Raw genomic sequence first — 5,368 nt, forward strand, 5'->3', positions numbered from 1 at the left:
GTTCGCAGCGGTTGGGGATGGGGCGTGAGCTGTATGCGGCGTATCCGGTGTTCGCTGCGGTGTACGACGAGGTGTGCGCGCTTCTGGATGCGCCGGTCGATGTCGACGCGGAGGAGTTGAATCAGACGGGTTGCACGCAGCCGGCGTTGTTCGCTGTCGAGGTGGCGCTGTTCCGGCTTCTCGAGTCGTGGGGCATTCACCCGGACTATGTGGCTGGTCATTCGGTGGGTGAGATCGCGGCCGCGCATGTGGCGGGTGTGTTGTCGCTCGGGGATGCGGCGAGGTTGGTGTCGGCGCGGGCAGCTTTGATGCAGGCCCTGCCCGCGGGCGGGGCGATGGTCGCTGTCCAGGCGACCGAGGACGAGGTACTGCCTTACCTGACCGACGAGGTCGGGATCGCGGCGGTCAACGGGCCTCGGTCGGTCGTGGTTTCCGGTGCGGAGGACGCGGTCGTCGCCATCGGTGAGGTCTTCGCCGGTCAGGGTCGTAGGACGTCCCGTCTGAAGGTCAGTCACGCGTTCCATTCGCCGTTGATGGATCCGATGCTGGAGGAGTTCGCGGAGGTCGTTCGCGGGCTGTCCTACGGTGAGCCGCGGATCCCGGTGGTCTCGAACCTCACCGGTCGCCTGGCCGAGGCGTACACCCCGGAGTACTGGGTGCGGCACGTGCGCGAGGCGGTCCGCTTCGCCGACGGCATCGACACCCTCGGCGATCTGGGTGTGAGCACGTTCGTGGAGATCGGCCCCGGCGGCGTGCTGAGCGCCCTCGCCCAGGGCTGCCTCGACGACGCGGACATCGTCACTGTTCCCGCCCTGCGTACCGACCGTCCCGAACCCCAGGCGCTCACCCTCGCCCTCGGACAGGTGCACGCGCACGGTGTCTCCCCGGACTGGCAGGCGCTCTTCCCCGGCGCCCGGCACGTCGACCTGCCCACCTACGCCTTCCAGCGCGAGCGCTACTGGCTCGAAGGCACGGCCGCGCTCGACGTCTCCTCGGCGGGCCTGGACTCCTCCGGCCACGCCCTGCTCGGCGCGGTGGTTGAGACCGCCGGTACGCGGGACGTGCTGTTCACCGGTCGGCTGTCCCCGGCCGACCTGTCCTGGACCGCGGAACACACGGTCGGCGGCGTGCCGGTGCTCCCGGTCGCCGCGTTCGTGGAGCTCGCCCTGTCCGCGGGACGCCAGACCGGGTTCCCGCACCTGGAACAGCTGGACGTGGACGCCCCGCTGGTCCTGGCCGAACAGGGCGCCGTACGTGTCCAGGTGCAGGTCGGTGCGGGCGACGATCCCGACCGGCGCTCCGTGCGCGTCTTCAGCCGGCCCGCTGCCGACGGCACCGGCGAGCCCTGGTTCTGCCACGTCACCGGAGAGCTCACCCGGAACGCTCCGGCGCCGGAGTTCGACATGACGATGTGGCCGCCGACGGGTGCCGAACCCGTCGACGTCGAGGGCCGTCCGGGTCTGCGCGCCGCCTGGCGCGCCGGGGACGAGCTGTACGCCGAGGCCGCACTGACTGTCGCGGAGCGGGACCGGGCGGACCGCTACGCCCTGCACCCCGTACTGCTGGACGCCGCCCTCGACATGCTGGCGTCGAGCCGCGCCGAAGACCCCGGCAAGGTGCTCATGCCCCACGCCTGGAGCGGCATCTCCGTGCACGCTCCGGGGCCCGGGGCCGTACGCATACGCATCCGGCCCGCCGCCGCCGACGCGGTGGCGATCGAACTGTCCGACGCCGACGGCTCTCCCGTCGCCTCGGTCGCGTCCGTCCGGACCCGGTCGATGTCCCCGCAGCAGGTGCTGGCCTCGCGCGCGGCGCACCAGGACCGGATGTTCGAGGTCGACTGGGTCGAGCACACCGCGGCTTTCGCCCCCGCACCCGCCACCGCTCCCGAAGCCGCGTGGGCGGTCCTGGGCGACGAGGGTTCCCACTCCGACATCGACGGGCTCCGCAAGGCGGTCGACGGCGGCGCGGCCACGCCTGCCCACGTCCTCCTGCCCTGCGCCCCGAGCGAGGGCGATGCCGCCGCCGCGACGCGCGGGCTGCTGGCCGATGTGCTGTCGGCCGTCCAGGAGTGGGTCGCCGACGAGCGGTTCTCCGACGCACGGCTCGTCGTGATGACGCGCGGAGCCGTCGAGCCGGACGGCACAGCTCCGGACCTCGCGCACGTCGCGGTCTCCGGTCTGGTGAAGTCGGCCCAGACCGAGCACCCGGACCGACTCCTGCTCGTCGACGCGGACGACTCGGTCACGAACGGCGGCACGGTCACGAACGGCGGCCTCGACCCGGCGCTGGCCGCGGCCCTCGCCGCTCTGGACGAACCGCAGGCCGCGGTGCGCGACGGGAAGCTGTACGTGCCGCGCCTCGCCCGGATCACCCCGCCCGAGGAGCCCACCGGTCACGCGTGGGACCCCGAGGGGACCGTGCTGCTCACCGGCGCGACCGGTGGCCTCGGACGGTCGCTCGCGCGGCACCTCGTCGCCGAACGCGGCGCACGGAGGCTGCTGCTGACCAGCCGGCGGGGCCCCGCGGCCGAAGGCATCGGCGAACTCGTAGCCGCCCTCTCCGAACTGGGCGCGCACGTCGACGTGGCCGCCTGTGACATCGGGGACCGGGACGCCCTCGCGGAACTGCTGGCCTCGGTCCCGGCCGAGCACCCGCTCGTGGCCGTGGTGCACGCGGCGGCGGCCCTGGACGACGGCGTGGTCACCGCCCTGACCGCGGAGCGCCTGGACTCCGTGCTGCGGCCGAAGGCCGACGGGGCGCTGCACCTGCACGAGCTGACCCGGGACCTGGACCTCTCCGCGTTCGTGCTCTTCTCCTCCCTGGCCGGAATCCTGGGCAGCGCCGGCGCGGCGAGCTACGCCGCCGCGAACGCCTTCCTGGACGGGCTGGCGCGGCAGCGCCGGGCCGCGGGCCTGCCCGGCACCTCGCTGGCATGGGGCCTGTGGACGGACAACGGCGGCATGGGCGACCGGATCACCGACGCCGACCGCAACCGGATGGGGCGGGCCGGAGTCGTGCCCTTCACCCCGGCGGAGGGGCTGGCCCTGTTCGACGCCGCCCTCACCGTGGACCGGCCGGTGATCGTGCCGGCCCGGCTGGACGTTCCAGGACTGCGCGCCATGGCCCGCGCCGGCATGCTGCCCGCCGTCCTCCGCGGCCTCGTCGGCGACACCGGCGCCGCGGCCGGCGAGACCGCGGCCGCCCGGACCCCCGTCCTGGCCCGCCGCCTCGCCGGGATACCGGAGGCCGACCAGGAGAAGGTCCTGCTGGACCTGGTGCGCCATCAGGCGGCAGCCGCCCTCGGCCACGCCAGCGCTGCCCGCATCGAGCCCACCACGGCCTTCAAGGACATCGGCTTCGACTCCCTGACCGCCGTGGAACTGCGCAACCGGCTCAAGGTCGCGACCGGGCTCCGGCTCAAGCCCACCCTTGTCTTCGACCACCCCAACCCCGTCGCGATCGCCCGGCTCCTCCACAAGGACCTGGTGCTCGACCTCACAGCCGAGGTCCCGCCCGTGCTCGCCGAACTGGACCGGCTGGAGGCGCAGCTCGCCGTGCTCGACCCACAGGACGCGGTGCGGGACAAGGTCACCGCCCGGCTCAAGGCGCTGCTCTGGAAGTGGACGGACACCCGTCAGGACGCCGCGGCGAACACCGCCGACGCGGGCCCCGGCACCGGCCCCGACCGCGACATCGACCTGGACCGGATCGACGCCGCCACCGACGACGAGATGTTCGACCTCATCGACCAAGAGCTCGGGTCCCTCTGACTCATCTCACGCACTGCTACCGAGGACGTAAAACATGTCGAACGACGACAAGCTCAGGGATTACCTCAAGCGCGTGACGGTGGACCTGCGTCAGACCCGCAGGCAGCTGAGTGAGCTGGAGGCGAAGGACACCGAGCCCATCGCCATCGTCGGGATGGCCTGCCGCTACCCGGGCGGCGTCGGCTCGCCCGAAGACCTGTGGCAACTGGTCGCCTCGGGCGGCGACGGAGTGTCCGGGTTCCCCGCCGACCGCGGCTGGGACCTGGACACGGTCTACGACCCCGAGCCCGGGCGGACGGGCCGCACGTACGTGCGCGAGGGCGGATTCCTCCACGACGCCGGCGAGTTCGACCCCGCGTTCTTCGGGATCTCCCCCCGCGAGGCACTGGTCATGGACCCGCAGCAGCGGCTGCTCCTACAGACGTCCTGGGAGGCCCTCGAACGCGCGGGCATCGACCCCGTCACCGCACGCGGCACCCGGGCCGGCGTGTTCGTCGGCACCAACGGCCAGGACCACGCCTACCTTCAGCGGCCGGGCGACAGCGACATCGAGGCCCACCTCGTCACCGCGAACACCGCAGCCGTGGTGTCCGGCCGCATCTCCTACGCCCTCGGTCTCGAAGGCCCGGCGGTCACCGTGGACACGGCCTGCTCGTCCTCGCTGGTGGCGCTCCACCTGGCCGCCCAGGCGCTGCGCCGCGGCGAGTGCTCGCTCGCCCTGGCCGGCGGCGTGACCGTGATGGCCACGCCGAACACCTTCATCGCGTTCAGTGCCCAGCGCGGCCTGTCGTCCGACGGCCGCTGCCGCGCGTTCTCCTCGACCGCCGACGGCACGGGCATGTCCGAAGGCGTCGGCGTGCTCCTGCTGGAGCGGTTGTCCGACGCCCGCCGGCTCGGCCACGACGTGCTCGCCGTCATCCGCGGCAGCGCCGTCAACCAGGACGGCGCCTCCAACGGCCTCACGGCCCCGAACGGCCCGTCGCAGGAGCGTGTGATCCGGCAGGCGCTGGAGAACGCGCGCCTGACCGCCTCCCAGGTCGACGCGGTCGAGGCGCACGGCACGGCCACCACCCTCGGCGACCCGATCGAGGTGGAGGCACTGCTCGCCACGTACGGTCAGGAGCACTCGGGCGACCGGCCGCTGTGGCTGGGATCCATCAAGTCCAACATCGGTCACACGCAGGCCGCCGCGGGTGTCGCCGGTGTGATCAAGATGGTGATGGCCATCCGCAACGGCGTCCTGCCGCAGACGCTGCACGTGGACGAGCCGACCGCTCAGGTCGACTGGTCGGCGGGCGGCGTCAAGCTCCTGACCGAGGCCGTCCGGTGGCCCGAGTCGGACCACCCCCGCCGCGCCGCCGTCTCTTCCTTCGGCGTCAGCGGCACCAACGCGCACACGATCATCGAACAGGCCCCGGCCCTCGACGAGGAGCCCGCCGCCGAGCCGGCCGGGGCTCCGGCCGACTCGGCGCTGCCGTGGGTGCTGTCGGCGAAGAGCGGTGGGGCGCTGCGTGCCCAGGCGGAGCGCCTGCTCTCCTTCCTGGAGGACGGCCGGGGTGGCCCCGGGAGCGCCCCGGCCGACATCGGCTTCTCCC

Annotated in this window: 2 protein-coding genes; both read left to right on the forward strand. The window is 73.1% G+C overall.

The window, feature by feature from the left end; all coding sequences use genetic code 11:
- A partial coding sequence (locus ACFWBT_RS41535; RefSeq protein WP_385709595.1) for an SDR family NAD(P)-dependent oxidoreductase occupies window positions 1-3,773 on the forward strand: 3,773 nt, incomplete at its 5' end.
- Between the two features lie 34 nt (window positions 3,774-3,807).
- Window positions 3,808-5,368 (forward strand): type I polyketide synthase (locus ACFWBT_RS41540; RefSeq protein ID WP_385709598.1); only part of this gene is annotated, 1,561 nt, incomplete at its 3' end.

Origin of the sequence: Streptomyces sp. NPDC060027 (genome assembly GCF_042737005.1) — a bacterium.
Lineage (GTDB): Bacteria > Actinomycetota > Actinomycetes > Streptomycetales > Streptomycetaceae > Streptomyces.